The sequence below is a fragment of the Paenibacillus sp. FSL R5-0887 genome (assembly GCF_038002305.1).
Classification (GTDB): Bacteria; Bacillota; Bacilli; order Paenibacillales; family Paenibacillaceae; genus Paenibacillus_AQ; species Paenibacillus_AQ odorifer.
The window spans coordinates 2,349,183-2,370,786 of record NZ_JBBOCE010000002.1 but is presented as its reverse complement, the minus strand read 5'-3'; the positions used below and the strand labels follow the sequence as shown (position 1 = coordinate 2,370,786).

Genomic DNA, 21,604 nt, shown 5'->3' with positions numbered 1-21,604 from the left:
ATAATGAGGAACCATACAATGATGCAGTTTTTTGAATGGCATGTTGCTGCGGACGGGAAACACTGGGATCGCTTAAAAGAAACTGCACCCGCGCTAAAAGCCGTAGGCATTGATTCTGTTTGGGTACCTCCTGTGACAAAGGCCGTCTCCGCTGAAGATACAGGCTATGGCGTGTATGATCTATACGATCTGGGCGAATATGACCAAAAAGGTACGGTACGCACCAAATATGGCACCAAACAAGCACTGATCAACGCAATTTCGGAATGTCAAAAGAATGGCATCGCCGTTTACGTTGATTTGGTGATGAATCATAAGGCTGGCGCGGATGAAAAGGAAGTATTCCAAGTCATCGAGGTCGACCCCAATGATCGGATGAAAGAAATTTCGAAACCTTTCGAGATTGAGGGCTGGACAAAATTCACCTTCCCTGGCCGCGGGAATGAACACTCTGCCTTTAAGTGGAATCACAATCATTTTAACGGCACTGACTTTGACGCCAAAGAAGAGCGAACCGGCGTATTCCGTATAGTAGGCGAGAATAAAGCGTGGAATCAGAATGTTGACGACGAGTTCGGAAACTATGATTATCTAATGTTCGCTAATATTGATTACAGCCATCCGGAAGTCAAAAAAGAAATGATCCAATGGGGAAAATGGCTGGTGGACACCCTCCACTGCAGCGGCTTCCGCTTGGACGCCATCAAACATATCAACCATGAGTTTGTTAAAGAATTCGCGGTAGAGATGTTTAATAAATGCGAGAAGGATTTCTATATCGTCGGTGAATTCTGGAATTCCGACTTAGAGTCCTGTCGACAATTTCTGAATACCGTCGATTATAAAATTGACCTCTTCGATGTATCCCTTCACTACAAGCTGCATTCGGCTTCTTTGGAGGGCAGAAACTATGATCTGACCAAAATTCTTGATGACACACTGGTGCAGACCCATCCCACCAATGCTGTAACCTTCGTTGACAATCATGATTCTCAGCCTCACGAAGCCCTGGAATCCTGGGTAGATGATTGGTTCAAGCAAAGTGCTTACGCGCTTATCCTGCTGCGACGGGATGGATATCCTGTGGTCTTTTACGGGGATTATTATGGGATCGAAGGACCAACACCTGTAGCAGGTAAAAAAGATGCGATTGACCCTCTGCTGTATACCCGCTATCACAAAGCTTATGGTGAACAGAAGGATTATTTCGATCATCCTAACACGATTGGCTGGACACGGCTCGGCGTGGAGGATATTGAACACTCCGGTTGTGCGGTTGTGATCAGTAATGGTGAGAATGGCCAGAAGAGAATGTTCGTAGGAGAACATCGCGCCGGTGAAGCATGGGTGGATTTCACCCATAACCATAAAGCCACCATAACCATTGAAAAAGATGGTTGGGCGACCTTCCCGGTCAATGGCGGCAGCGTCTCCGTCTGGGCTTTGCCAGATGCAGAAGCTGACAAGAAGTAAACCTGATTAAAAAGGTGCCCAACGCCGTTTGGCGTTGGGCACCTTTTTTTAGTTATTCGTTTTATGCTCCGGATGGCGGGATACAAGCCTCACCAGATCCAGCGTTAAGACGGGTAATGTTAGGGACGCTGGATAAGCTAAGTAACGCGGCTCCCACTCTGGATTGAACTTTTCCTTGTAACGACGCAATCTGGCAAAACCGTAACCATGCCCATGCCCACCTCTATTAAACACTTGATGAGCCAGCTTCTCCTCCTTCAGAGCTCCGGGGTCCTGACCCCCACTGGATGATAGAGGAGTGTTGCCTAGATTAAATCGCCGATACCCCTTGGACTTCGCCCATTCCAGCATACAAACCAATAAATAATCTACCGTCCCGTTTGGCACATTCTTCCGCTGGCGCAACAAATCTACGGACAGGGTCAATCCTTGATCATACCCTGGGGCAATAGAAGCAAATGCCAGTATTGTACCTTTGGTGTTCCGCAGCACCACAATGGGAGCCCGTTGCAGATACTCGACCTTAAACCACCCTAACGAATAACCCTTTTCCGCTCGGCCATTCAACCACTCGTCCGAAATCGTTCGCAGATCTCTCAGCAAACTATCAGCATGCGGCGCTTCTGTAATTTCAACAATCATGCCTTCCCGTTCAAAACGATCGCTTACCCTTTGCAGATCACCATTCTTCAGATCACTGAGTGCAAAGTTATCAAGGCTTATCACTGCCTCTTCACCCAGCTTAAAAAAGCGATAGCCCTGCTCCTGATAGACCGATAAAAAAGCAGGTGAAGCTTGATAGAAAACTACAACCAGACCATACTGATCTGCAGCTTGTCTAAATTCACTGATGGCTTCACTTATTAAGCTGCTCTCTCCCAGCGGATCACCCAGCACAACGAGTTTATCCCTAACTCTGGCGAAAGCGAGCAGCACTTTATCGTTCTGAGCCCAGAAGAAGCCCTTATCACCCAAAAACAACGTATGAGTTAAGGTATTGCCTCGAACTCCATCTAGAAAATGTTTCAGCTTAGCTACATCCAAGGTCCCGAACAGCTCGTTCTCCTTATGATGGGGCCTGAGGTTTACCCACATTATGAGCAGTACCCAAGACAAGACCAATCCTCCCACTGCCGTAAATGCAACATGACTATATCGCTGCAACCATTCAGGCTGTACACCCGGAGGCAGATGCTTCAGAAATCCACGATGTACATAACAGCCCATCAGATAGTAGCTTAGTGCAATTACTGAAGTGAGGGCAAACCACCGGATCGCGCTCTGTCTGCTGATTGGCGCACTAATCCGATAAAACCGCGATCTGGATATCCAAAGAATAAGCGCTACTATAAGTAGCAAAAGCGCCTCTTCATAATCAAAACCCTTAGTGACTGCAAACAATGATCCAATAAACAGAAGTATGCTAGTCCATACATATGCACTATGGACCCGCAATGTAATGCCCCGCGACAATAAAATCAGCATAAAACCAATAAGGACAGACAGATGATGAGAAAGCTGCATTACCGGAAACGGCAATATTTCCTCCGTAATCTTCAACCTATACAGCAATCCGGGTACTGCTGCAGATAGTAAGAGAATAAGCCCGCTAGCTAGTACCAGCTTACCAAGAGCCCACATCCCAAGATCGCTCAGAAAGGTATACTGACCCGGCCAGCCCCAGATCTTCTGCCATTTGTTAAGAGAGGGTTCGAACCCTGGAACTGAACGATCTTGATCCTTTTTTCCTTGCAGACCAATTTCCAGTGCAGCCAGCACCAATCCAATCAACCAAGGAATGACATAATAAAACAATCGAAAGATGACAAGCACCGCCATCGCCTTATCGGTCTGGTAGCCAAGCTGTGTCAGCCCGAGCAAGGCGATAAGGTCAAATGCACCGATACCGCCGGGTGCCATACTCAAGATTCCGGCAATAGCAGCAATCGTAAATATACCAAAGATAGCTATAAAATGGACCTCATCCAAGAGATGGCTGCTGATGGTCCAAAACGTCACGCCAGCAAAGCTCCATTCCAGAAAGGAAGCACCGACGGAGTTAACGACTGTAAGCCAGGATGTTCTGCCTTTTCCCCGGTTAATCCATTTCGCATAAAGCGATGAGCGCTGCACAAACACAAAAACCGGCAAATAAAGCGCCATACCCCATACTGCAAATACCAGCCAGCGATGTTCTTCCAGCAAAGCCGTTGCCGGGAGTAAACCAAAGATATTCGCCCATGAAAGTAGTGATAACCCGGTAATCATAAGCGGCGAAAGAAATACAATGGCGGGCGTTAGCACGGAGGTCGGCACTCCGCTTTTTTTATACAGCAGCGTCCTTAAACCAACTCCAGCCAGACCTGCAAACCCAATCAAGTTATTAAATGTATTAGCAATCCATGCATACCGAAAGGTACTCCACAGCCCTACTTTTAAACGAAAATGGGCCCGAATCAAATAATCATAAGCACTCATCACAGCTACGGAAAGAAGTGCAAAACCAATCATTTGCAAAATAGCAGACGTAGGTACTCGCCTTAGTTCACGCATTATAAGTCCTAAATGAACCTGCTTCAGCTCATGTTGCCCCTCCCAGTATACGAACGCTATGATAGCCACTGGAAAAAGAGCTCTGACCGCCCGGATCCGATAGATAGATAAGATCAGTCTTACAATTTTGAATCTTTCTAATGTCTGTTGCTTTGAATGCATGAGCCCACCTGCCTTTACCGCTGACACACGTTGTGCTAGACAATTTTTACAACTAGTCCATTATAGCAATTCTTGGAATAGAAGACCCGTGATAATCAACACCTACTCTATTAGACTGCCAGCAAATCCCTAACCCCTGCAACAGTTAAAGATTTTTTGGGAAATGAGGATAAGCATAGTTAATATATTACGAAGCTGGACAGATCAATATGACGGAACTTTATTTTAGGGGTATCTTTCTAGTATTGGCCAACAATGTGATAAAAGAACATTTAAATTGTAGTCTAAACTTAAAAATACATAACAAAAAGGACATCCCTCACGGCAAAGGATGCCCTTTTTGTTATGTAACACGACTTAGTATGGTTTATACACGAATATCAAATCTGCCTTGGCTATTCGTTGTTGCGGTAGCGATTTCTTGCGGGCTTGCCGCAGCAAGCGCGTTGTTTGCAGGTTTGGCAGGTGCTTCTGCACTACTGCTTGCAGCGGAAGCACTGCTCTGCGACTTCTGGGAAATTTGTGCCTCGATTTGCTTGATCTGCTGCTCAATTTGTTTCGTTTTCGTTTCTTTGGTCTTCGCGTCATCCGAGCTGGCATCAATCTTGTCCAATTCGGCTTCCAGCTTCGCTTTTTGTTTCTCGAGCGCGCTGGTATCTGTAGTACTAGACGTCGAGGCAGTATACGATGTAGAACCTGAGACTGCGGATATACTCATAATCATCCCTCCCTTCCTTACCTCCAATATAATCCTTTTGCAGATAAGGAACGTTAAAACCCGCTGAAAGTTTGCTGAAAGTATTGCTCTCTTTCAAGGTTATAAGGATAAGCTGTCAACAATTGGAATTCCCCCGTTTGACCAATAGAAGATAAGACAGAATAGAGAGAACACCCGTACAGGCAATCACAATCGCCATTGGAAGGGCTGAATCTACGCCTCCAAGACCCACAAGCGGTGCTACACAGCTACCAAGCAGCAACGGGATCAGCCCTATCAAAGCCGAAGCGCTGCCTGCGGCTTCTCCTTGGTCCTGCATTGCAAGTGAGAAGCTGGTTGCGCCGACAATCCCCACACTGGAGACAACAGCGAACAGACAGATTAGAATAGGAATCAGCCCTCCCCCTATCAGGATCGTAAGCAGCAGCAAGACGCCCCCCATTGTACAGAGCAGCAACCCGCTAAGCAGTAGCTTCGTCTCACTCACCTTACCAGCAAGTCTGCCGGCAATTTGACCTGTAATAATAATCCCAATCCCGTTCACAGCAAAGATCAAGCTATATACCTGCGGAGTAACCGCAAAAATATTTTGCAAAACAAAAGATGACCCAGAGATATAAGCGAACATAGACGCTGTAACAAAACCTTGGGACAAGGCATAACCCATAAACTTGCGGTTGCCAAGTAACACCTTAAAGGTAAGCAAAGTACCCTTCAACCCACTCTTGGAGCGCCGCTCCTTCGGCAATGTCTCAGGCAAGCGCAGGAGAATCGTCAAGCAAAAAATAATTCCGGCAGCAAATAATACGAGGAATATCCCCTGCCATGTAGTCACTCTTAAGAGCTGGCCTCCAATGACTGGAGCCAAAATCGGACCCAGACCATTAACAATCATCAATAAAGAGAAAAATTTCGTTAGTTCAGAGCCACTGTACAGATCACGCACAGCCGCCCTAGAGACAACTACACCCACTGAACCAGCAAGACCTTGAATAAACCGCAAAACAATTAAAAGTCCAATCGAAGGACTAAAAGCACATAGCACTGAGGAAACGGCATAGATGAACATCCCTATAAGCAGTGGACGGCGACGTCCATATACATCACTCAGTGGTCCAGCTACTAACTGACCCGAGGCCAGTCCCAATAAAAAGAAGGTGAGACTTAGCTGCACCAAAGCAGCTGTCGTACCGAAATCGTCGACAAGTGCAGGCAGTGCTGGCAAATACATGTCAATCGACAACGGCCCAATGGTTGTAATGGAGCCCAGAATAACAGCAAGTTGCAATCTCTGCTTCCTTGAGGGTCCATCTACAGCAAGTTTATTAGCATTTTGCATTCCAATCATGATCCTTACGTCAACCTTTCTAAAGCAACCCGGGGGCCTTTTTTGTATTCTTCATACTAACGTAAAGGAACTCAAATGATCAATCCTTTTATAAGGCCTCATTCGGGGCTAATAACTTAAAAATAACCGCCAAAAGGCGGTTATCCTAATTGTTTTATGCACTTTGAGATGTGCTAAACCCCTGTAGCCAATCTTTGGCGGCTTCGGCTTCCGCCCTACTCAAGCGGTGACCTTGATTGCCCCAATGGGTTGTAACCTCAGCGCCTGCTTTCTGCAGAATCCCCTCTAGCTCCTGAGTTTCCGTAGATGTTATTAGCGGATCATTCGTACCTGCCCCAATAAAGATAGACACCCCTTCTAGAGAAGGAAGCTCCACATTGCGTAATGGCACCATCGGATGCAACAGCACTGCCGCGCGGAAAATGTCCTTATAATGAAACAGAAGGCTACCAGCAATGTTTGCACCGTTAGAGTAACCAACCGCTACCAGATTGTTGGCATCAAACCCGTATTTCTCTGCCGCCTCATCCAGAAACTGCTTAATCTCATGGGTACGGAAAACTAAGTCCGCTTCATCGAACACTCCTTCTGCCAGCCGACGGAAGAATCGTGGCATGCCATTCTCCAGCACATTACCCCGTATACCTAGCACCGATGAATCTGGGGATAACATCTCAGCCAGCGGCAGCAAATCCTGCTCATTACCACCTGTGCCATGAAACAACACTAATGTAGGTTTAGTTATATCTTTACCTTTACGGAATACATGAATCATCCCTGCTTCACCTCAATTTCTCTTACTTGAATAGGCGTTAAGTTTTCTTCGATGGCCGCGCGATGCGGCTCAAACCAGGACGGCAGCATCAACTTTTCACCCAACGCATCTGGGGCTTCATCACGGGCAAAACCTGGAGGATCTGTAGCGATTTCGAACAGGATTCCTCCTCTTTCACGGAAATAGATCGCATTAAAATACTGACGGTCTTGAACGGGTGTAGGTCTATGCCCATGACTCTGTACATGGCGCGACCATTCCAGTTGCTCTGCATCATCCTTTGCCCGCCACGCGATGTGATGAACTGTCCCTGCACCTCCCGCTCCGAGCGGAACGGGTGATGTCTTCAAATCAATAATATTACCTAGCTCCCCATTGGTTCTATAGCGAGTATATCCATCTCCGTCAGCAATATGTTCCATACCCAGCGTATGAACAAGTGTCTCAGCTGTTTGCAACGGATTGCTGCTATACAGCACAGCCCCGCCAAAACCTTTGATCGCGTATTTAGTAGGAATCCCACCAAAGGACCACTTACTGAGCGGGCCTTCCTCACGTTCCACCAGTTCAATCCGCAGACCGTCGTAATCGGCAAAAGATAAATAGGGTTCCGAGATCCGACTTCCTTTTGTAACCGAAATTCCGTATTCAGCAAGGCGTTGTTCCCAGAATTGCAGAGCACCGACCGGCACTGCGTAGATCGTTACGCCAACTTGACCACTGCCTATTCTGCCTCTACGCCCTACAGGTGAAGGGAAAAATGTAATAATCGTTCCCGGCGAACCCTGCTCATTCCCAAAGTATAAATGATAGACCTCTGGAGCATCAAAATTAATCGTTTTTTTCACGAGCCGTAGGCCCAGAATCCCGGCGTAGAAATCAACATTGCGCTGAGCGTCTCCGACAAAAGCTGTAATATGATGTATTCCTGCAGTTTGAAGTGTCATTATTATAAACTCCCTTCTTAGTTAAAAAACAATGCATCTAGAGAAATCGAACCTGGTCCCGTAAGCGCCACACCTACCGCAAATACCAAAACCGTGAGCGGAAACTCAATCCCGTTCGAAGTGGACCAGAAACCATTTGGAGCATGAACCTTAACGATTGCCCCCAGCATCGTGGCAGCGATCAACACCGCTGCAACAGGCGTTAACAGTCCTGCCGCGAACATAAATCCGCCCACCAGCTCCATAATCCCTGCTAAAATCGCCATAGTCACACCCGGTTTGATTCCGATGGACTCCATCCAGCCTCCCGTACCCTTCGGACCGTAACCTCCGAACCATCCAAATAGCTTTTGTGCGCCATGTCCTATAAAAGCAAGCCCAATCACCAATCTCATTAATAACAGTCCTACACTTATCATTTTTTCCTTCCCCTATTCCTTTGATTTAATTATCTTAATGTTAAGATATTGGGTAAAAAAGAGCGCCCGGCGAACCGGAATAACCTATGGGCTGCTCTCCTCTTTCCTCTTCTATCTACAACTCGGAGGCGTTAAACGTATCGCCGCCCTTAATCGTACCCGAGTTAAAACCTTTGTAGAACCAGCGCTTTCTCTGCTCTGAGGTACCGTGAGTGAAACTATCCGGCACTGCATAGCCCTGAGCTTGCTTCTGAATCGTATCATCGCCGACGGCGCTTGCAGCTGCCAGAGCTTCCTCTAAGTCGCCTTCCTCCAGCAGATTCATACCCTGAGCATGATTGGCCCAGACACCGGCCAAATAATCAGCCTGCAGCTCAAAACGAACCTGATATTTGTTGTACTCCTTCTCACTCAACGTCTGGCGAAGGGAATCGAGCTGTTTCGAGGTGCCTAGTAATGTCTGTACATGATGTCCAACCTCATGGGCAATGACATAAGCCATGGCGAAGTCGCCCGGCGCGTGGAAGCGTTGCTGCAACTCATCATAAAAGCTCAGATCAATATATAGTTTGGCGTCACCCGGACAGTAGAAGGGACCAACTGCCGAGGTAGCTGTTCCGCAAGCAGAGTCTACACTCCCACTGTATAGCACTAAGGTGGGGTCCGTATAGGTCATTCCCTGCTGCTGGAAAATTTCACCCCAAACCTCCTCTGTGTCGGCAAGAACTACCGATACAAACTCCGCAAGCTCTTGCTCCTCTGCGGTCTGTTCATAAGGGGCCGTTGAACTGGAGCCTGTGGAAGTCAAACTTCCCAGGATATCCCCGGCATTGCCTCCACTGAGTAACGTGATGACCAGGACAAGGATAATTCCTCCGATCCCCCCACCAATCATCTTGCCGCCGCCGCTCATGCCTCTGCGGTCCTCCACGTTCGAACTCCCTCTTCTTCCCTGCCATTTCATGGCCAAGCCCCCAGTCGAAATATCAGGTAATCTTAAGTAAATGGCTACCTGGCTTCGTTAAGTTAAATATCTTATTAGTGATATACCCAAAAAAGCAGGGTTTCACTTATACTTACTGGAGTTGGGAGAATGAGGATGGAGCCGAACTACTTCCAACCTTATAGAAGCGCCTAGTTATTCGTCATGTTCGCAGCGCCTATACACCTTTGCCAAGCTTTTTCATTAATTCGATAGCCTGGACTTTCTCTTCCTTATCTAATCCACCCATCAAATCATGAATTGAGGCTACATGACGAGGGAAAATCTCATCAAACAGTTCACGGCCTGCATCCGTAATCTCCGCATAAGTAACGCGGCGATCCTCGCTACAGGGTACACGTTTCAGCAGTCCCTTTTTCTCCAACTTGTCGATATTATAGGTAATGCTTCCGCTCGTAACGAGAATTTTCTCCCCAATCTGTTGCAGCGGAATCCGCGTTCTATGGTAAAGTACCTCAAGCACCATGAATTCAGCCGAAGCCAAGCCATAACTCTTCATATCCTTCACCGCATGATCCATTAGGCTTTTATAAGCCTTAGATAAGACTACGAACAATTTCAGTGAGGCGGCTTGTTCTTCGTCAGGTGCACTCTCTGTATTACGCAGATTTATTTGATTATCACTCATCAATTCCACCTCCACTTCAATCAAACTTGTATTCAATCCATTTATTTGTCTTTACGTTAAGTATCTTTAATTTAAGATAACTATACGACTTCCCATCCTCCTTGTCAACCTCATCGCTAAAAAAGTCACTTCCGTCTAGAGACCGGTAAGTTTTCCTTTGACACTTTACAGGGAGTGATAAAAATCACCCCAAGTTTGACCTGACCTATAAAAGGGCGTATTCTTGTCTTTACGAATGACTCTTTAGTAAGCGATTTCAATACCCTAAAGGAGGCGACCTGATGAGTTCGTTCAATCCAACCCCTACCGAAGAAGCTATGGAGGGGCAGGCTGGAGCACGACGCGTGCTGATCGTGACAGCCGTAGACGCGGAGCGTGACGCGGTCCTGCGCGGCCTGCAAGGCAGCGACAGGTTCCATGTTATCGCTGCCGGCGCAGGGCCGGCAGCGGCGGCGGCGGGAACCGCCGCGGCACTCGCAGCCGGTTCTTACGGCTGCGTATTGAGCGTCGGGATCGGCGGCGGATTCCCGGGGCTGGCGCCTTTAGGCTCGCTGGTTGTAGCCAGCGAGATGATTGCCGCCGACCTCGGGGCCGAGACGCCGGAGGGCTTCCGCAGCGCTGCCGAGCTCGGCTTCGGCAGCGTGTCCGTGCCGGCTGACCGCGGCACGGTGCAAGCGGTTTCGGCCGCGCTGGCTGCGGCCGGGTTACCCGTAAGCACGGGCACCGTGCTTACGGTCTCGACGGCGACCGGCACCGCGGAGACGGCCGCCGCCCATCTCGCGCGGCATCCCCATGCCGTCGCGGAAGCGATGGAAGGCCACGGAGTTGCCGTGGCCGCTCAGGCGCTGGGGCTCCCGGTACTGGAGCTCCGCGCCATCTCGAACCCGGTCGGTCCCCGCGACCGGGCCGCTTGGAAGATCGGTGATGCAATGGAAGCATTAACGGCGGCAGCCGCTATATTACTGGAGGTGCTGTAATGACAACTGAGCTTAATATCGCTTTTTCCCCTTGCCCTAACGATACCTTTGTATTTCATGCCTGGGCGCACGGGCTTGTCCCGAATGCACCTAAGCTGAATGTAACCTATGCCGACATTGATATTACCAATACGCTGGCTGCTGACGGAGAAGGACCAGAAGTCCTCAAAATCTCCTACGCTGCTCTGCCTTGGGTTCTGGAGCGGTACAAACTGCTGCCATGCGGCGGTGCTTTAGGACGCGGCTGCGGCCCGCTGCTGCTTACAGCAAGTGGACCCCATGCGGTCAAACGCCCAGAAAAGCTAGCCGGACGCCGGATTGCTGTACCTAGCGAACGCTCTACGGCTTATTTGCTTTTCCGATTATGGGCAGCACAAAATGTAACTGGAGGCATCGGCGAAATAGTCGTAATGCCTTTCGATGAGATTATGCCTGCCGTGCGGGATGGCCATATCGATGCAGGGCTGGTAATTCACGAAGCCCGCTTCACTTACGCCTCTTATGGTCTTAATATGCTGACTGATCTAGGCAGCTGGTGGGAAAGCGATACCGGACTGCCCATTCCTCTCGGCGCTATCATTGCCCGCCGTGATTTAGATGCCGATGCTATCACCGGCTGGATTCGCAGCTCTCTTCAGTATGCGTGGGATCATCCAACGGATTCCAGAGACTATGTGCTTAGCCATGCTCAAGAGTTGGCTCCTGAAGTGGCTAAATCCCACATCGATCTCTACGTGAATGACTTCTCGATGAATCTGGGTGAGGACGGCTATGCCGCAATCTCTGCCCTGCTTAATCGTGCTGCGGCAGAAGGACTTGTGCCTGCAATCGATCCAGCACTGCTTCGTTAGCATTTACCAGATAGTTTAACAATCCCCGGCCACACCTATAAGGTGTTCTCCGGGGATTTTATTTATTCTACGTAGCCTTCCAGCCAGACATTATTTGGCTTATCGAACCAGTGATTATACAATAGACCTATAAACATGATCTATGAGGGAGGATCACATGATACCTGAAAAAAACAGCAAACAAAACATCGACCGCTTTTTGGGCTTTCAAAATGAATATGACCGCTACCGTCCCGAAGCCCCTGAGATGATTATCAAATTGCTAACAGATTACCTAGGTACCACCCCTTCACTCGTCGCAGATATAGGCTGCGGTACGGGTTTGTCTACTTTTCTCTGGAACGATGTCGCAGAACGCGTAATCGGTATCGAACCCAATCCAGATATGTTGGGAAAAGCAATCGATAAACTTAGCAGATTAGAAGCACCCCAATCAATTACTTTTGTGCAAGGCTACTCTAACCAGCTTCCGCTTGCATCAGATAGTGTAGACATAGTTACCTGCTCGCAATCATTCCACTGGATGGATCCTGAAAGTACACTGCAAGAAATCTCCCGGGTCTTAAAAAAAGGCGGAGTCTTTGCCGCCTACGATTGCGATTGGCCTTTATCTCTTCAGCAAAATGTAGAAGAACGATACAACCAGCTGATCTCCAAAACAGAAGAATTGCTGGCTTCGCTTTTACCTAATGAGGAGAGAGCACATAAATGGGACAAAGAAGGTCATTTGTCACGGATCAAAGCTAGTGGAGCCTTCTCTTTTGCCAGAGAAATCGTATTCCACAACCTAGAGTCCTGCGATGCCCAGCGATATATTGGTTTAACCCTAAGTCAAGGGGGAGTGCAAACCGTAATGAAACTAGACGCTACCTTGCTTGAGCAAGACATCGCCGATTACACCGCCGCAGTTGAACAGCATTTTAAAGGCAGAACATTAGAGGTTCTGATCAGCTACCGAATGAGAATCGGCATCAAATAATCTTCGATCACAACCAAAAAAACGCCCCGCCCCCTCATATGAGGAGTTCGGAGCGTTTTCTTCTTTTTATTTAACTTCCTCCATGAATACCCTTAGGTTCTCTACGATTTCTTTGGATTTTGAATGATGTAAGTAATGTCCGCCTTCAAATGTCATTACTTTTCCATGCACTGAATCCTTGACTTGCCCTTCATGTAGAGGAATCCAGTCTTTCACGGTAGTATTATTCGCTTGTATAAAGAAGATAATGGGAAGATTCTTGTCGAATGTTAAGCCTCTGGAGGCAACAAAGTTAGGATAAATATGTTCCATTTCATTTAAGGTAGTGGAATTGTTCATATTTTTAAGCGAAATCAATTTCATTTGTTTTTTGGTTTCATCATCAAATGGCAGTCCATCATAAGGGTCACCGCTTAATTGCAAGCCCAATCTTATAATCCCTGAATCTTTAAGCAGCTTTAATTTTTTAATTGGAAATTTAACATCCATACCGCCTTGTTCCGGAACACTACTATCAATACCCACAAAAGCACTCACTTCGTTTGGATATTTCTTCGCATATTCCAATCCGTAAATACCTCCAATCGAGTGGCCCATTAGAATGTATTGGTCAATGTTAAGATTCTGAACGGCTTCATGAATTTCACTAACGATATTCTCTGTAGTTCGTTCTTTTTTCGTTTCATCACTGAGTCCATACCCAAACGGTTCAACCGCCACCACTTTGTAGAATGGTGATAACTCATCAATCAACGGCTTGAAATCAAGCGCTGGCGCTCCTGTTCCAAAGCCTGGTATGAGCACGATCGTCTGTTTACCTTCTCCTTGAATCAAAACATTCATATTTTTCCCGTCAACAGGGACTAACTGACCATAGTGCTGTATTTTTTTCTGATCTGTTTTGTTGCTGATCACATTAACTGTATAGACAACGGCTAGAAAAAGTACGACCACGATCACTATTGCTCCTAATATTTTGAGCAACAGGTTACGCAGTTTATGTTTTTTCTGTCCATTCCCCGTTTTTTTGTCCTCTTGTTGTGTCACCCTCATCTTCTCCTGTCTTTAATCTGTTTATTAAGTTCCCTTAACGTTTCGCTAATGAGATCATAACTAACAAAGATGTACCCCTCATGACGACAATATGAACTGAAAATGAACAGGTAAAAAAAATGCTACGGCAGCACAAGACAAGAAAACTTGCCTGTACTGCTGTAGCATGAAAAATTCGGGATGCATTCAAGCCCTCGCAAGGCACCGCCTGGAAGCTAATTACTCTGTCGGCGCTATAATTGGGAGGGTGACAACGATGGTCGTTCCTTGGCCGGGTTCGCTTTCCACGCGGATATCCCCTTTATGAAGCGTTACGATCTGTTTAACAATGGCAAGTCCCATCCCGCTGCCACCATATTTACGGCTGTGGGATCGATCAGCCTTAAAGAACCGTTCAAATATACGTTGCTGATCCTCAAGTGAAATCCCGATGCCAGTGTCTGTTACCCGAACGGTCACGTTGTTGATATCTTGTTTGAGGCTGACGTTAATTACACTGTTATCCTTAGAAAACTTGATGCTGTTGCCAAGGAGATTGGTCCATACCTGACTTAACAGGTCATAATCAGCCAGTAGGATAATAGGCTTTAGATCAAGGTCGAAGCTGATGTTACGAGCTGACCATTGCGGCTGAATCGCTACGATTACTCTTCTTATCTGTTCGTCCAGATTGAATGTAGTTAGCCGTAGCTGTTGGGACTGCGATTCTAATAAACTCAGCTTCAGCAGGCTGTCACTCATTTTAGACATCCGTTCTGCTTCAGCGATAATAATATCCAGATAACGATTTCGCTCTTGTTCTGCAAGATCTACTCGCTTGAGCGCAATCGCATACCCAGATATTGAGGTGAGCGGAGACTGGACCTCATGCGACACATTGGATACAAACTCCTTACGCATCTGCTCAAGCTGCTGCAGATCGTGCATCATTTCTTCAAAGCTGCGAGCCAAGGTACCTAGCTCACCGGTTTGCTTAATATTCAGCTCGACGTTAAAATCACCAGCTGCTATTCTTCTGGTCGCTTTGGTTAGCTTCTTGATCGGTCTGACTAAGAACATTGCAGCTACCAGAATCAAGAGGCTTCCAGCTATCAATGAATAGAGCAAGAAATTTAATACCAAGTTCCTTCTGGCAGTGACGGAAGGGGGATTAAGCGTCTCCACAAACATCGCTTTGGTGCCGTCTTCCGTTCTCAGTTGTAAGCCTAGGAGAAGCGCAGAAATATTCCTGTTATGAGGTTGATATACTTCTCCTGCGAGAACTTTTTTTATTTCTTCCATAGTTACAGGGACCGGCTTGTGCCCATTAAGCGTTCCGTAAGATTGGAATTTACCCGCTTCGTCGAAAATTCGGATGTGGTAGGAATCAAGCTGCTTCATTCCACTTACGAAAGAGTTGGCTTCACGAAATGGGAAGGTCTCGTAAACCCTGACAATATCCTGCCCAAAATGCAATAAGGGAATTCGCGAGTTCTCGTTCAGTTTATCTTCGAATACCCAAGTTGCAACAAACAAAGCAATGATTGTGCCCCCGATTACGGAGGCTAAGAAGGTCAGTACAACGCGTGTATATATGGATCTAATCATTCGTACACCTCAAGCCTGTAGCCAAGTCCACGCACCGTCTCAATACGAAAATCAGGGGTAGTCGCAAACCGTTCACGCAGGCGTTTAATATGCACGTCAATCGTCCGATCATCTCCAGTATAATCAATTCCCCAAATTTGATCGATCAACTGCTCGCGCGTATAGACTTGTCCAGGGGTTCCAGCAAGCTTGTACAGCAACTCGAACTCCTTAAGGGGTAAGGCAAATGACTCCGTGCCTTTCATCACCTTATAGGTCTGTCGATCAAGGATGACATTGCCAATTTGGATCATCTGCGTGGAGCCAATCCGATATCGTTTCAGCAATGACCTAACACGAACCGTCAGCTCTAACGGATCGAAAGGTTTAGTTAAATAATCGTCCGTGCCTAATTCGAAGCCCTTCACTTTCTCCCAGGTTTCGCCTCTGGCAGTCACTATAAGTAATGGAAGATCAGGATTAGCTCTGCGGAGCTCCTTACAAAGCATCCAACCATCCATATTTGGCATCATAATATCCAGCACGACAAGATCGACATGTGTTCCAGCATATACGGCGAGCGCTTCCTTGCCATCCACAGCTTCAACTGTTTCGAATCCGTCGTTGCGGAGAAATAAACAGACAAGTTCGCGAATGTTCGCATCGTCGTCAGCAACCAGTATAGTAGGCATTCGTTTCCTCTTTTCCTGTTGTCCATTCTTACTATTATACTATATTATACTTTCGGCTAAACTGTCTGTTGTCTTGAGACTACACGATGATCAAACCGAAAAAGAGCGTCTAACACGGTTACCCGTATAGACGCTCTTAATGTCGTTTCGCTTTAGCTTTAGTCAGCTTACTTCTTATTCATCTTAAACATTAGGAACAGCTCATTATAATGAGCGAGCATCCGTTTGCCAAGGTTATCGTATACTTCAAGCCGGTCCGTAATTTCAGCAGGTGGATAGAACCGGGTATCCTCAGAAGTTTCCTCAGGAAGCAGCTCCAGCGCAGGAATGTTAGGCGTGGAATAACCTACATATTCTGCATTCTTAGCAGCAACGTCTGGGCGGAGCATGAAGTTGATGAACTGATGCGCTCCATCCACATTTTTCGCTGTCCGAGGGATGACCATGTTATCAAACCACTTGTTCGAGCCTTCTTCCGGCACTACATAATCCAGCTTATCATTCTCGTCCATGATCTCGGAAGCATCGCCGGACCAGACAATCCCAACCGCAGCTTCTTCATTTGCCAGCAGCATCTTGATCTCATCACCGACAATCGCCTTCACGTTAGGAGACAACTTGTTGAGCTTAGTCAGTGCTTCTTGCAGATGTGCCTCTTCCTTGTCATTAACGGAATAATGCAGGCTGTTCAAAGCCATGCCCATCACTTCACGGGCTCCGTCCACCAGGAAGATGTTATTATGCAGTCTGCTGTCCCAGAGAGAATCCCAGCTGGTGAAGTCCATGCCTTTAGTCATTTCCGGATTGAAAATAATCCCGACGGTCCCCCAGAAATAAGGCACAGAATATTTGTTACCCGGATCAAACGAAAGGTCCATAAAGCGTGAATCAATATTCTTTAGATTCGAAATCTTGCTATGATCCAGCGGGATGAGCAGATCTTCTTCTTTCATCTTGGCAATGGCATAATCCGAAGGGATTACAACATCAAAGGTAGTTCCGCCCTGCTCAACCTTGGTCAACATAGCTTCATTGGAATCGAAGGTTTGATAAATGACTGTTAAGCCGGTCTCTTTTTCAAATTCCTTCAATAGATCGGGATCAACATAGTCGCCCCAGTTATAGATAGTCAGTGTGTTTCCACCCGAATATCCCTCTCTCGAATTCATCCAAGAGCCCAAGTACATGAGCGCAAATGCCGTGATAAGGATCGCCAGAAAAGCATTTATCAGCTGTTTCATCTAGGCACCCCCGCTTCTGCAACAGGCTCCGCCACAGCTTCTGCTGTGTTATGGCGATTTTTCTTAAGGGTCAGGAAGTAATAACCCACCACGAGCAGAATGGTGAACAGGAAGATCAGCGTCGACAGCGCATTAATCGATAGCGACACCCCTTGCCGGGCTCTAGAGTATATCTCAACCGATAACGTCGAATAACCGTTGCCTGTTACGAAGAACGTAACCGCAAAGTCATCCAGTGAATACGTAAGCGCCATAAAAAATCCGCTGAATATCCCTGGTTTAATAATCGGCAAAATTACTTTAGTCAGCACATCCTTACGGCTTGCCCCAAGATCACGGGCTGCATCCGTTAATGTAGGGCTCATTTCCTGTAGATGCGGTAAAATCATCAATACGGCAATCGGTACGCTGAATGCAACGTGTGAAAGCAGAACAGACGCGAAACCCAGCTTGATGCCAGCTATGGTGAACAGGATAAGGAACGAAGCACCAATAATGACATCTGGACTGACGATCAGCACGTTATTCAGAGACAGCAAGGTGTTCTTGGCGCGGCGATTCTGCACACTTTTAATGGCCAGCGCACCAATAATAGCGATAAGGGTCGCAATAGCCGAGGATAGCAGTGCGATCACAAGCGTATTGATTACGATAATGATCAGGCGCTTATCTTGGACCACCTCACGGTAGTAATCCAGCGTGAAGCCCTCGAACTTATGCATCGTCCCCCCACTGTTGAACGAATAGTACATTAAATAGAAGATAGGTGCATACAGAACAATGAACACCAGAACTAGGTAGAGGTTAGAGAATCCATTTTTATTTCTCATTCCGCGCCCCTTTCCGCGATCCGCCTGTGATAATCATAAACAGCGCCATAATGGCAATCAGAAACACTGCAACTGTAGAACCCATGCCCCAGTCCTGAGTGACCAGGAAATGCTGCTCAATTGCGGTGCCCAGCGTAATGACCCTGTTGCCTGCAATCAGACGGGTGATCATAAACAGGGACAGCGCAGGTATGAATACTGCCATACAGCCTGAGCGTACTCCCGAAATGGTCAGCGGAAAAATAACACGTCTAAACGTGGTCCAGCCCGAAGCCCCCAAATCACGTGCCGCATCCAGCAAGGATAAATTCAAATCCTCCAAAGCGCTGTATATCGGCAGGATCATAAACGGAATAAAAATATAGACAGATACAAATACAAAACTGAAGCCCGTAAACAAAATTTGCTGTTCTCCGATTCCAAGCAGATCAAAGAAATTATTGATCGGACCAAATGTACCGAATATCCCTATAAAAGCGTAGGTTTTTAGCAGCAAATTAATCCATGTCGGCAAAATAATCAGCAATAACCACAGTTGCTTATGTTTGGTTCTCGTCAACAGATAAGCCGCCGGATAGGCAACCAGCAAAGAGAATGCTGTAATCAGAAACGCGTACCAGAACGAGGTCAGCGTCATTTTTAAATATACAGGGGTGAAGAAACTGACGTAATTATCCAGAGTAATATGACCATCCAAATCAAATAACGAATAATAGATGACAAGCACTACCGGTGCAATTACAAACAATGCGATCCAGAGGTAATAAGGGATGAGATAGTACGATTTGCCCTTATTCTTCATGACTCTCCACCTCGCCATAAGCTTCCAGACGTCTGTCGAATTCTTCCTCCGTTTCACCGAAACGCATAACATGAATCGCTTCCGGATCAAAATAAAGGCCAATTTCACTGCCTACCGTCGCCTTACGTGTAGAATGTACAAGCCATTCATGCCCGGATTCATCATAACAGCTGATTTCATAATGCACGCCCCGGAATAGCTGGGAATCAACCCGCACACGTAGTTTACCCTGTTCCAGCGTAGAAATTTCCAAATCCTCAGGACGAATAACAATCTCTACGGATTCATTCGGTTTGAGCCCGGCATCGAAACATTCGAAACGGCGGCCGTTAAACTCCACCAGATAATCCTCGATCATAACTCCCGGCACAATGTTCGATTCGCCAATAAAATCCGCCACAAAACGGTTAATCGGCTCATCATAAATATCGTTAGGGGTGCCGCTTTGCTCGATTTTTCCTTTATTCATGACAAAAATCCAGTCGGACATCGCGAGTGCCTCTTCCTGGTCATGCGTTACAAAAATAAAGGTAATGCCTAACCGCTGCTGCATTTCCCGCAGTATGTACTGCATCTCCGTGCGCAGCTTGAGATCTAGCGCCGATAGAGGCTCGTCCAGCAGTAGAACCTGTGGCTCATTCACAATCGCCCGGGCAATGGCAACCCGCTGGCGCTGACCGCCGGACATTTCATTAATCGCACGCTGCTCATAACCCACAAGGTTAACGAAGCTTAGCGCTTCCTGCACCTTCTTTGTGATAACATCCTTCTTAAGCTTCTTAATGCGCAGTCCGAAAGCCACATTCTCGAATACGTTCAGGTGTGGAAACAATGCGTAATCCTGAAATACCGTATTGACCTGCCGCTCATTGGCGGGAATGTGGTTAATTACTTTTCCATTTAAATAAATAGAACCGCTCGTTGGCTCAGCGAACCCGGCGATCAATCGAAGAATAGTCGTTTTACCACAGCCAGATGGACCAAGTAGTGTATAGAATTTGCCGCGCTCTATCTCAAAGCTGACTCCTTTTAACACCGGATCTTCGTCGTCATATTGCTTAGTAACTTCTTCAAATGAAATGATGGTACCTTCCTGAATAGCTATAGCTAACAACCTCCCTTACCTTAGTAATACAATACTATTTTACCCGCATCTTGCGGAGAACAATCGAAATGAGTATGCTCAGCGCTAATAAGCGACAATTTTCCCTCTTCTTCGACGCCCCAATAGATATAGCATATTAGATTGTACCATTATATGCGATAGCTTACATTGTTAAATGCTAAGCATAAACTTAACAAGTTTGTAAAAAGTCCAGTCTTCCCTGCCCTTTTTGAGGTGCTATAATGAAAACGAACTGAAAAGCCAGTGTGGTTTTCTTATTTTTGCGAAAGAAGATGAATGATAATGAACGAGGGGTTACTAGACCGCCTTGAAAAATATGGATTCTCGCTTTACATGATACGAATTACGCTTGCCGCATCACTATCCTGGGTAGCCGTACACAGTTTATATGGTGACCAATATTTATACTTTGCACCGCTTGCAGCCATTCTAATTACTCAAGCCAGTGTGAAGGCTTCACTTGAAAAAGGAATCTACCGCCTGATCGGCATTATTATCGGCGGAATTGTCAGCCTGATTGTAGGCCAATTCTTCGATGTAGGTGCATTTTCCATTCTGCTAATTCTGCTCATCGGGATTGGAATTGCCACAGCCTGTCGGATGAATATCCAAGCGGTTTCGCAGGTGGGGGTAACCTCGGTTCTGGCCCTTACCTTTTATCACAATGATTACGTGCTGTGGAGAGTCGCCGAAACCTTTATTGGTGTGCTCATTGCCTTGATCATCAATATGATTATCGTTCCACCGAACAGGTTCGTCAAGGTAAAAGCATTGGCACTCGATGGAAGCCTTCTACTTTCGGATGCTTTAAAAGGTCTCGTAGGCATAAGAAGAGATTCATCAAAGGATAATAATATGCTGGAGCAAGCAGGTAAACTGCTGTCTGCCAGCAATCAACAACAGAAGGAAATGTTCTATACCATTGCTCACTATCAGTGTCGTGGTGATCTAAAGGGACTTATACAAGCCACGGCACATCTAAAGACCATTCATTCCTATGTTAAAGAAATTGCCGACGATATTTGCTTGCTGCCAGCACATCATGCCAATTCTGACTGGATGCTGGAAGTGCTGGAGGCAACAGCCGATTGTATAGCTGTTTATGGTACCAAGACCTTATCCAAGGCTGAATGCCAACGTTCACTTACAGATTGTCTGCATCGTGCCCGCGACTTGCAGGCGGCCAGCTTCTCTGAACTGCAAGGACGGTGCTCACTGTCATCAGTTCGTGATCTAGGAGCGCTCTTCAGTCACTTAAACCGGGTACTCGAAGAAGTGGAACGCGCTAGTTCTGCTACTTACGTAGTTGCAGCTCGGCCTTCAACAGCTGAAATCACACGCGCTATACGCTTAATTAAAAAAGGACTCTCCCAGAAGCTCTAAGCTTGGGAGTGTCCTTTTTTTATGTTCAATCCCTATTAGACATAATGCCCTTTAGCACGATTGGTTACTACAACCATC

20 protein-coding genes are annotated in these 21,604 nt (G+C 46.7%); 5 read left to right on the top strand and 15 right to left on the bottom strand.

What is annotated here, in order from left to right; genetic code table 11:
• Positions 1 to 1,473 carry an alpha-amylase gene (locus tag MKY14_RS28350; protein WP_036682065.1) on the top strand — a complete coding sequence of 491 codons (1,473 nt, stop codon included), beginning with the start codon at positions 1 to 3 and terminating at the stop codon, positions 1,471 to 1,473.
• Positions 1,474 to 1,521: 48 nt separating this feature from the next.
• Here MKY14_RS28350 and mprF read toward each other — a convergent pair whose 3' ends face one another.
• From mprF to MKY14_RS28310, 8 genes are all read right to left on the bottom strand, one after another.
• Positions 1,522 to 4,188: a bifunctional lysylphosphatidylglycerol flippase/synthetase MprF gene (mprF, locus tag MKY14_RS28345; protein WP_312149350.1), complete on the bottom strand. Its 2,667-nt coding sequence runs from the start codon at positions 4,186 to 4,188 to the stop codon at positions 1,522 to 1,524.
• A gap of 367 nt (positions 4,189 to 4,555) precedes the next feature.
• Positions 4,556 to 4,906, bottom strand: coding sequence for a FlxA-like family protein (locus MKY14_RS28340; RefSeq protein ID WP_076303563.1), 351 nt, complete (start codon positions 4,904 to 4,906; stop codon positions 4,556 to 4,558).
• Positions 4,907 to 5,021: 115 nt separating this feature from the next.
• Positions 5,022 to 6,245, bottom strand: a complete 1,224-nt coding sequence (locus MKY14_RS28335; protein WP_076282224.1) for a multidrug effflux MFS transporter — start codon at positions 6,243 to 6,245, stop codon at positions 5,022 to 5,024.
• A gap of 163 nt (positions 6,246 to 6,408) precedes the next feature.
• Positions 6,409 to 7,029 carry an alpha/beta hydrolase gene (locus tag MKY14_RS28330; protein WP_340977866.1) on the bottom strand — a complete coding sequence of 207 codons (621 nt, stop codon included), beginning with the start codon at positions 7,027 to 7,029 and terminating at the stop codon, positions 6,409 to 6,411.
• Positions 7,026 to 7,976, bottom strand: coding sequence for a ring-cleaving dioxygenase (locus tag MKY14_RS28325; protein ID WP_076218925.1), 951 nt, complete (start codon positions 7,974 to 7,976; stop codon positions 7,026 to 7,028). Before MKY14_RS28325 ends, MKY14_RS28330 begins: the two co-directional genes overlap by 4 nt.
• Before the next feature lie 17 nt (positions 7,977 to 7,993).
• The gene (locus MKY14_RS28320; RefSeq protein ID WP_036682076.1) at positions 7,994 to 8,395 is read right to left on the bottom strand and encodes a DoxX family protein; all 402 of its coding nucleotides are present in this window, start codon (positions 8,393 to 8,395) and stop codon (positions 7,994 to 7,996) included.
• Positions 8,396 to 8,510: 115 nt separating this feature from the next.
• A complete protein-coding gene (gene ypfJ, locus MKY14_RS28315) occupies positions 8,511 to 9,359 on the bottom strand; it encodes a KPN_02809 family neutral zinc metallopeptidase (protein WP_076191707.1) in 849 nt (282 codons plus the stop codon).
• 196 nt (positions 9,360 to 9,555) lie between these two features.
• Positions 9,556 to 10,026, bottom strand: a complete 471-nt coding sequence (locus MKY14_RS28310) for a MarR family winged helix-turn-helix transcriptional regulator (protein ID WP_312149354.1) — start codon at positions 10,024 to 10,026, stop codon at positions 9,556 to 9,558.
• A gap of 281 nt (positions 10,027 to 10,307) precedes the next feature.
• On the opposite strand from MKY14_RS28310, the gene MKY14_RS28305 reads away from it, so the two are divergent.
• The 3 genes from MKY14_RS28305 to MKY14_RS28295 all read left to right on the top strand — a co-directional run bounded on the left by MKY14_RS28305 (position 10,308) and on the right by MKY14_RS28295 (position 12,833).
• Positions 10,308 to 11,003: a futalosine hydrolase gene (locus MKY14_RS28305; RefSeq protein ID WP_081383981.1), complete on the top strand. Its 696-nt coding sequence runs from the start codon at positions 10,308 to 10,310 to the stop codon at positions 11,001 to 11,003.
• Positions 11,003 to 11,854 (top strand): 1,4-dihydroxy-6-naphthoate synthase, encoded by an 852-nt coding sequence (locus tag MKY14_RS28300; protein ID WP_076124051.1) that lies wholly within the window; start codon positions 11,003 to 11,005, stop codon positions 11,852 to 11,854. The genes MKY14_RS28305 and MKY14_RS28300 overlap by 1 nt, the downstream gene beginning before the upstream one ends.
• 157 nt (positions 11,855 to 12,011) lie before the next feature.
• Positions 12,012 to 12,833 (top strand): class I SAM-dependent methyltransferase, encoded by an 822-nt coding sequence (locus tag MKY14_RS28295; RefSeq protein WP_076124053.1) that lies wholly within the window; start codon positions 12,012 to 12,014, stop codon positions 12,831 to 12,833.
• A 66-nt stretch (positions 12,834 to 12,899) separates the two neighbouring features.
• Here MKY14_RS28295 and MKY14_RS28290 read toward each other — a convergent pair whose 3' ends face one another.
• The 7 genes from MKY14_RS28290 to MKY14_RS28260 all read right to left on the bottom strand — a co-directional run bounded on the left by MKY14_RS28290 (position 12,900) and on the right by MKY14_RS28260 (position 20,116).
• Complete coding sequence (locus MKY14_RS28290; protein ID WP_076191702.1) at positions 12,900 to 13,880, bottom strand: alpha/beta hydrolase; 981 nt, start codon at positions 13,878 to 13,880, stop codon at positions 12,900 to 12,902.
• 225 nt (positions 13,881 to 14,105) lie between these two features.
• Complete coding sequence (locus MKY14_RS28285; RefSeq protein ID WP_076278281.1) at positions 14,106 to 15,473, bottom strand: sensor histidine kinase; 1,368 nt, start codon at positions 15,471 to 15,473, stop codon at positions 14,106 to 14,108.
• Positions 15,470 to 16,144, bottom strand: a complete 675-nt coding sequence (locus tag MKY14_RS28280) for a response regulator transcription factor (protein WP_076191697.1) — start codon at positions 16,142 to 16,144, stop codon at positions 15,470 to 15,472. Before MKY14_RS28280 ends, MKY14_RS28285 begins: the two co-directional genes overlap by 4 nt.
• Before the next feature lie 167 nt (positions 16,145 to 16,311).
• Positions 16,312 to 17,385, bottom strand: coding sequence for an ABC transporter substrate-binding protein (locus MKY14_RS28275; protein WP_038573734.1), 1,074 nt, complete (start codon positions 17,383 to 17,385; stop codon positions 16,312 to 16,314).
• Positions 17,382 to 18,215 (bottom strand): ABC transporter permease, encoded by an 834-nt coding sequence (locus MKY14_RS28270; RefSeq protein ID WP_036682094.1) that lies wholly within the window; start codon positions 18,213 to 18,215, stop codon positions 17,382 to 17,384. Before MKY14_RS28270 ends, MKY14_RS28275 begins: the two co-directional genes overlap by 4 nt.
• Positions 18,205 to 19,017: an ABC transporter permease gene (locus MKY14_RS28265; RefSeq protein WP_036682096.1), complete on the bottom strand. Its 813-nt coding sequence runs from the start codon at positions 19,015 to 19,017 to the stop codon at positions 18,205 to 18,207. The genes MKY14_RS28270 and MKY14_RS28265 overlap by 11 nt, the downstream gene beginning before the upstream one ends.
• On the bottom strand, positions 19,007 to 20,116 hold the full coding sequence (locus MKY14_RS28260) for an ABC transporter ATP-binding protein (RefSeq protein WP_036682445.1): 1,110 nt from the start codon (positions 20,114 to 20,116) through the stop codon (positions 19,007 to 19,009). Before MKY14_RS28260 ends, MKY14_RS28265 begins: the two co-directional genes overlap by 11 nt.
• A 309-nt stretch (positions 20,117 to 20,425) precedes the next feature.
• On the opposite strand from MKY14_RS28260, the gene MKY14_RS28255 reads away from it, so the two are divergent.
• Positions 20,426 to 21,526, top strand: a complete 1,101-nt coding sequence (locus MKY14_RS28255; RefSeq protein WP_052097383.1) for an FUSC family protein — start codon at positions 20,426 to 20,428, stop codon at positions 21,524 to 21,526.
• The last annotated feature ends 78 nt before the right edge of the window (positions 21,527 to 21,604 follow it).

What these genes read in the sequence shown, in the direction of transcription:
- mprF (WP_312149350.1), bottom strand. Translation starts at nt 4,188, where the DNA reads ATGCATTCAAAGCAACAGACATTAGAAAGATTCAAAATTGTAAGACTG.
- MKY14_RS28340 (WP_076303563.1), bottom strand. Translation starts at nt 4,906, where the DNA reads ATGAGTATATCCGCAGTCTCAGGTTCTACATCGTATACTGCCTCGACG.
- MKY14_RS28335 (WP_076282224.1), bottom strand. Translation starts at nt 6,245, where the DNA reads ATGCAAAATGCTAATAAACTTGCTGTAGATGGACCCTCAAGGAAGCAG.
- MKY14_RS28330 (WP_340977866.1), bottom strand. Translation starts at nt 7,029, where the DNA reads ATGATTCATGTATTCCGTAAAGGTAAAGATATAACTAAACCTACATTA.
- MKY14_RS28325 (WP_076218925.1), bottom strand. Translation starts at nt 7,976, where the DNA reads ATGACACTTCAAACTGCAGGAATACATCATATTACAGCTTTTGTCGGA.
- MKY14_RS28320 (WP_036682076.1), bottom strand. Translation starts at nt 8,395, where the DNA reads ATGATAAGTGTAGGACTGTTATTAATGAGATTGGTGATTGGGCTTGCT.
- ypfJ (WP_076191707.1), bottom strand. Translation starts at nt 9,359, where the DNA reads ATGAAATGGCAGGGAAGAAGAGGGAGTTCGAACGTGGAGGACCGCAGA.
- MKY14_RS28310 (WP_312149354.1), bottom strand. Translation starts at nt 10,026, where the DNA reads ATGAGTGATAATCAAATAAATCTGCGTAATACAGAGAGTGCACCTGAC.
- MKY14_RS28305 (WP_081383981.1), top strand. Translation starts at nt 10,308, where the DNA reads ATGAGTTCGTTCAATCCAACCCCTACCGAAGAAGCTATGGAGGGGCAG.
- MKY14_RS28300 (WP_076124051.1), top strand. Translation starts at nt 11,003, where the DNA reads ATGACAACTGAGCTTAATATCGCTTTTTCCCCTTGCCCTAACGATACC.
- MKY14_RS28295 (WP_076124053.1), top strand. Translation starts at nt 12,012, where the DNA reads ATGATACCTGAAAAAAACAGCAAACAAAACATCGACCGCTTTTTGGGC.
- MKY14_RS28285 (WP_076278281.1), bottom strand. Translation starts at nt 15,473, where the DNA reads ATGATTAGATCCATATATACACGCGTTGTACTGACCTTCTTAGCCTCC.
- MKY14_RS28280 (WP_076191697.1), bottom strand. Translation starts at nt 16,144, where the DNA reads ATGCCTACTATACTGGTTGCTGACGACGATGCGAACATTCGCGAACTT.
- MKY14_RS28275 (WP_038573734.1), bottom strand. Translation starts at nt 17,385, where the DNA reads ATGAAACAGCTGATAAATGCTTTTCTGGCGATCCTTATCACGGCATTT.
- MKY14_RS28270 (WP_036682094.1), bottom strand. Translation starts at nt 18,215, where the DNA reads ATGAGAAATAAAAATGGATTCTCTAACCTCTACCTAGTTCTGGTGTTC.
- MKY14_RS28265 (WP_036682096.1), bottom strand. Translation starts at nt 19,017, where the DNA reads ATGAAGAATAAGGGCAAATCGTACTATCTCATCCCTTATTACCTCTGG.
- MKY14_RS28255 (WP_052097383.1), top strand. Translation starts at nt 20,426, where the DNA reads ATGAACGAGGGGTTACTAGACCGCCTTGAAAAATATGGATTCTCGCTT.